Annotated in this window: 7 protein-coding genes; all 7 read right to left on the minus strand. The window is 65.9% G+C overall.

All coding sequences use genetic code 11. The features are described from left to right. On the minus strand, nt 1-291 hold a 291-nt coding region (locus ACFO5X_RS26265; protein ID WP_380718120.1), incomplete at its 3' end, for a DUF6441 family protein. Then, entirely contained in the window at nt 288-602 is a 315-nt protein-coding gene (locus ACFO5X_RS26270; protein WP_380718129.1) for a head-tail joining protein, read from the minus strand. The genes ACFO5X_RS26265 and ACFO5X_RS26270, both read right to left, overlap by 4 nt. A 2-nt stretch (nt 603-604) precedes the next feature. Further along, complete coding sequence (locus tag ACFO5X_RS26275; RefSeq protein ID WP_380718130.1) at nt 605-943, minus strand: DUF2190 family protein; 339 nt, start codon at nt 941-943, stop codon at nt 605-607. Between the two features lie 89 nt (nt 944-1,032). Continuing rightward, nucleotides 1,033-3,069: a prohead protease/major capsid protein fusion protein gene (locus ACFO5X_RS26280; protein WP_380718131.1), complete on the minus strand. Its 2,037-nt coding sequence runs from the start codon at nt 3,067-3,069 to the stop codon at nt 1,033-1,035. A 13-nt stretch (nt 3,070-3,082) separates the two neighbouring features. Further along, nucleotides 3,083-4,600: a phage portal protein gene (locus ACFO5X_RS26285; RefSeq protein WP_380718132.1), complete on the minus strand. Its 1,518-nt coding sequence runs from the start codon at nt 4,598-4,600 to the stop codon at nt 3,083-3,085. A gap of 3 nt (nt 4,601-4,603) precedes the next feature. After that, entirely contained in the window at nt 4,604-4,807 is a 204-nt protein-coding gene (locus tag ACFO5X_RS26290) for a phage head-tail joining protein (protein WP_380718133.1), read from the minus strand. Next, nucleotides 4,807-5,387 (minus strand): terminase gpA endonuclease subunit (locus tag ACFO5X_RS26295; protein ID WP_380718134.1); only part of this gene is annotated, 581 nt, incomplete at its 5' end. The genes ACFO5X_RS26295 and ACFO5X_RS26290, both read right to left, overlap by 1 nt.

Below are 5,387 nucleotides of genomic sequence, written 5' to 3' on the forward strand. Positions count from 1 at the left end.
ATCCTTCGACCGGATCAGCGGGCCGGTTTCATGGGCATCGATGATGACCGGGGCCTTGGTATAGACCAGCGCCGCTGCATTCAGGCTCGCGCCACCACGGGGAAAGGCATCGCCGCGAATGGTTTTCGCCAGACGGCCGCCGAGGCCTGCGCCCTCGACATCCTGCCGCCAGCTGTCCTTCAGCAGTTTGGCCGCGCGCTGCATCACGCGGGTGACAGCGCGCTCCCCGTCCACAATCTCTTTCTCGAGCTGCTCGGCCAGCGATGCCGTGACATCCAGGTCCAGCCTCACGATGCCGGCCCCGTCTCGATCCGCCAGTGCAACCGGCGGTCGTCCCGCTCGGGCACGCCCAGAACCCGATACCGGGTGCCGAGATAGGTGATTTCGTCGTCCTCGGCAGGGGCTGCCAGGTCAGCGGTCGAGACGTGAAAAACGAAAGTCTCGCCAATCACCCGCTGGCGGCCGAACTGGATTTCCTCGTCGGGACGGACGGGAATGATGCGGACCGGGACCGAACCCGATCCGCCGGGATGATAGAGCGCGTCCGCCGCCATGTTGGCATCACGGAAGATGGCCGCCATGGCGGTTTCGAACGCGCCCATGATCAGGCCGGGATGCCGTTCAGGCGCACGAGGCCGAGGGTTTCACCCGCGCCCGAGCCAACCGCCGCATAGGCGACACCGATCAGGGTGTTGCCCGAAGCGGTCGTGGTGGCGACACCGCCCGAGGTCCAGTAGACCTTCGCGCCAACCGTCCAGGCCTGCGACGGCGTCTTTGGCAGCTGGAAGACGCCGGTGGTCTCGATCTCGCCCTCTTCGCCATCGGCGATGTCGCCGGCGCAGACGCCGAACAGCGTGCCAGACAGCGCGCCCTGACCCGAAACGTAATCCGCGCCCGAGGGCGTGAAGGGGAACATGTCCCCCGGTGCAACATAGTTCTTCATGGAAGTGATCCTTTCGGAATGGGGGAAAAGCCGGACAGCCCTGCGCCGGCCAGGTCAGCGCCCCGGCCGAAGCAGGGGCGCCGTCACACTCAGGCCGGGGCCGCGCCGGGGTTCTTGTAGAGACCGCGCCAGTCGATCGCCTTGGCGGCGAAGTCGTGGCGCGCCTTGATCTCCATGCCGTCGACCTCGAACCCGACGCGGGTTTCGGTGTAGACGCCCTCCTGCCCTTCCAGATAGGCGTATTCCACCGTGTCGATCCGTGCCGGATCGGCGGCCAGGAACCAGGGGTCCTGACCCGACGCCGGCAGCAGGCGCGGCTCCGAGATGACCTCGTAGGACCCGGCATAGGCGTTGACATCCGAGGTGCTGTTCGGCGTGGTCGCCGCCACCTGCTTGCGCGCCTCGACCCAGCGCGGGCCGGTCGGCACGATCAGGAAGCGCGGACGAACCGAGATCAACCGCCCCTCGAGGCCCTTCTGTTTGCTGAAGGCCTTTTCGGCCGCAGACAGAGAGGTCTCGTTGATCACGGCGGCGGTGCCGAGGTTGCCATGGGTCGCATGGAACAGCGCCACACCATCCGCCATGTTCGGGTTGTCGATCAGGACCCCGTAGACGATATCGGATTCGAGGTCCGCCGCCGAGGCACCAAACGCTTCCGGCACGCGGGTGAAGGCGTTGAGATCGTCGTTGATGATCGCCTGGCGGGTGACGCCAAGGATCTTGCCATAGGTCGCCAGGGCATAGGTCTCCTTGCCCTCGCCCATGGTCCCATACTGGAACTCGCCGCTTTCCAGAACCTTGCTCAGATCGGGCGCACCGCCGAGCTGGACGCGGTTCACCGGCTTGAAATCGACGATGTTCGACCGGCGGGCCCAGGCCATGAACGTGCGCTGCGTCGAGGCATAGGCGTCGCGCAGCGTCTTGTTCGCCACGTTGGCCAGGATCGACGGGAAATCGCTCGTCGAGTGATACCCGGCCGAGCGCATCTGGAAGGCGGCGCCGGCGATCTCCATCTTCGACATGCCGCGCGTGGTGACGCCGCGGCGTTCCAGTGCGTCGCGGCAGATTTCCAGCATGGTCATGCCGCGGAAGTTGCGACCGTCATCGGACAGTTTGACCGCGCCGGGGTTGTGGCGATGCATCAGCGCGTTGGCCAGGGCATCGCGATACCCGATCTCGGTGGCACCGTCGCCCCGCGCCTGAGCCGGCGCCCGTTCCTGCGTCCGCCCCATGGGGTCGCTCTCCTCCAGCTTGGTCAGAACCGCATCGCGCGCCTGAGCCAGCGACACGCCGCGACCGATCAGGTCCTCGCGGAAGGCATCGTCCAGGTTGTGGCGCGCACAGAGCCTGGTGATCTCGGAGCAGCGGGTGCGCTCTTCGCTGCGAACCTTGTCCAGATCGGGCGCGGTCGGCGGAGTTGCCGGAGTCGGCGGGGCCTCCCGCGTCTGCAGTTCGCCTTCCGGCGCGGTGCGGGCCGGGTCCTGCCCGGCCGCGGGCTTGTTCTTGTCGGACATCTGCGTCCCTTTCTCGATGGCCGCGGCTGCGGCGGTGATGTCCTGCCGGGTCAGGACACAGGCAAAGCGATTGACCATTCCACCTTCGGAACGGATCGTCGCACCGGGATCGGCGGGCATAGCGACCGCCGAAATCTCGTAAGGTTCCCAATCGACGGCGCGGTAGTGATCCCGTTCGCCGTCCTTCTTGGTGATCTGGTATTCGTGCACCCGGTAGCCGACCGAGACCTTGTTGATGGTCCGCTCCATGATCCGCTGCACGATGGGCTGAGCGTCCTCGGCATCGGTCAGCCGGATTTTTGCCGTGCCCTGCCCGTTCGAAATCCGCACCGAGTCGGGCACAACCGAACCGATGACACTGCTCAGTCCCCAGGAACGGTGGCTGTCGAGGAAAGGTGCGCCGCCGTTCAGACGCTCCAGGCGCACCGCGCGCGCCGAGACCTCGAGCTCCTCGTCGTATTCGACGACATCCCAGCCCTCCCAGCGATACCGCTGGACGGTTGCGCCAGTCGTCCAGACCACCTCGATGGTCCGCGCCTGAGTGTCGATCGTGTCAGCAACAACCGTTGCCTCCCGCCCGATCAGGGGCAGGTCAACCATGTCCTTCGCCATGTCTTGTCCTCTTTCAGGGGGCCGGGTTGTCCGGCGTGGTTGTGCCCGCCTCACCCGGAGACGAGGATTGCGCCTGCCCGACGCGCGTCACCTTGCGCGGGTCGCTGTCCAGAACCAGCTTGAGATTGTCGGCCTTCTCCAGCGCCTGCGCCTGCTCCGCCAGCAAGGTATCGAGGTCCCAGCCCCGCTTGCCGATCTGCTGCGGCAGGCTGGCAAATCCGGCGCGGGTTTCCAGAAGGTCGGTCTGGGCATCCTGCCAGGGATTGACGCTTTCGAACCGGGGCGGGGCCCATTCGACCGGGATATCCGGGCTGTCGATCACCCCGGCGGTCCAGGCTGCATCGCAGAACCAATCCCAGATGCGCTGGCAGAACATGGGAATGACGATGGTCCACTGCACCATCTCCACCATGCGCCGGAACTCGTTCAGGCCCGCCCGGTTGCTGGAGAAGTTGGCCTGGCTCATGTCGTTCGTCATCAGCGCATAGGGAACCCGGAAGCCGGCCGAGATGATCAGCATCTGGGTAATGTTCCACTCCCGCACCCCGCCCGCATGCGCCGGCGTGTTGAACTTGATGTCGCGCCCATTCGTGTAGGCGATCATTCCAGGTCGGAACGATTCCAGCGGGTCGTTGTTGGCGTCCTTCATTTCTGGTGTGATGTTGGCGGTTCCATCGCCCTCTTCGCCGATGACAACCCCGACCATGCAGGCCTCGGTCTTCTTGCGAACCATCTCCGCGACCTGCCAGTCGCCGAGGTCCTGCAGCGCGCGGATCGCGGGAGTGCCCCACGGCACACCGCGCGACTGGACCCGCTGCCGCTCGAAGAGATGCGCGACATTCGCGGCCGGAATGCGCACGCTTTCGAAGCGGCGGCCGAAAGTCGGCGTGTTGTCGCCCGGGTGATCCGGGAACATGTAGAAGGCGGTGCGTCGGCCGACCGAGTCGTATTCGATGCCCGACGTGATGCGGGTGCCAGGCTTATCGTCAAACCGGGCGGCGTCCAGGTGGTCGGCCTCGAACAGCTCGATTTCGAGTGGCACCGGCGAGGTGCGGCGCGTCCGACGCGGGCGGCGCAGCGCGAACAGGTCTCCGCCCTCGATCATTTCGCGAACCGCCAGCCCGGTCAGCCCATGAAAATCTGTATGGCCGTGGGCGTCGCATCGTGCCGACCAGGCGGCCCAGGCCGCGTCGACTGCCTTGTTGGTCGCCTCATTGCCGGTCCGGGCGCGTGGCCGAATGCCTGTGCCGACGATGTTGTTGACCAGCACCTGCACCGCCTGCGCGGCGAGGGCATTGTTGCGCACCAGGTCGCGCATCCGGTCGCGCAGCAAGCCTCCGGCAACGCGCACCTCCGCGTCGGCCGAGGTGCTGGCCGTCCGCCAGCCATCCGAAAGCCGGCCCTTCGCGGCGCCGTCATAGGCGCGCCGCAGATTGAAGTTGGCGATCCGCGAGGTGTAGCGCTGCCGCGCCGCCCGCGCCGAGAAGACCTCGAGCACCCGTTCCTGCCATCCCCAGGCAACTCCGTTCATGGCTCAGGTCCTCGAGAAGGTGACATAGCCGACGCGGGCCTTGGCCTTGCCGGATTGCGATGAGATTTCGGCCTCGATCGTGCGAATTCGTTTCAGAAGGCCAGACTCGCTGTCGTATTCGATGCGCTTGCCATCGAATTGAACCACCGTGGTGCCGGCGGCATAGGCCGATTTCAGCGCGTCCAGCTCAGTTTGAGTCCAGGCCATCAGAACCAGCTTCCCTTTTTCGCGCGGGCGCCCAACCAGTCGGACCCGCCAGATTTCGTTTTCTTCTTCTCCGCCGGCGATGCCGCAGGCCTCTGCTCAGTCGGCGCAACAACAACCGTCTGATCGAACAGATCGGGCTGCGGTTCCGCCGGGGCGGCACCACGTTCCGCCTCGAAAATCGCCCACTGTTCGGCAGTCAGCGAGGCCCAGCCCTTCCGCCGGGCCGCAGCTTCGGCATAGTTCATCGTGTCCAGGCCTTCGTTCCGGCGGGTCGTCTCGACCAGCTCCCAGCTGCTCGTCATCACGCCGTAGCGGTCCCGCTTGAGAACCCGCACCTCCGAGGTCACCTGCCGGTAATACTCATCCCCCATCCCGCGCGGGAAATCGCAGTATCCGCGTTCCAGTGGGTCTTCCTTTGCCAGCCAGGTGTAGAAATCCGCCTTCAGCTGACTGACGTTCAGCATCCAGGCCCGCTTCTGCCGGCGCTTCGGCGCACCATCGGGCCGGCGGTCAAGCTGCTGCGGCACCATCACAGGCCCGTTGGCACTCTTGCCGCCCTTGACGATGATCACCCGCGACC

Origin of the sequence: Seohaeicola nanhaiensis (assembly GCF_042654245.1) — a bacterium.
Taxonomy (GTDB): domain Bacteria; phylum Pseudomonadota; class Alphaproteobacteria; order Rhodobacterales; family Rhodobacteraceae; genus Seohaeicola_A; species Seohaeicola_A nanhaiensis.

Coding starts and splice junctions, on each gene's coding strand:
- ACFO5X_RS26270 (WP_380718129.1), bottom strand. CDS start 602: ATGGGCGCGTTCGAAACCGCCATGGCGGCCATCTTCCGTGATGCCAAC.
- ACFO5X_RS26275 (WP_380718130.1), bottom strand. CDS start 943: ATGAAGAACTATGTTGCACCGGGGGACATGTTCCCCTTCACGCCCTCG.
- ACFO5X_RS26280 (WP_380718131.1), bottom strand. CDS start 3,069: ATGGCGAAGGACATGGTTGACCTGCCCCTGATCGGGCGGGAGGCAACG.
- ACFO5X_RS26285 (WP_380718132.1), bottom strand. CDS start 4,600: ATGAACGGAGTTGCCTGGGGATGGCAGGAACGGGTGCTCGAGGTCTTC.
- ACFO5X_RS26290 (WP_380718133.1), bottom strand. CDS start 4,807: ATGGCCTGGACTCAAACTGAGCTGGACGCGCTGAAATCGGCCTATGCC.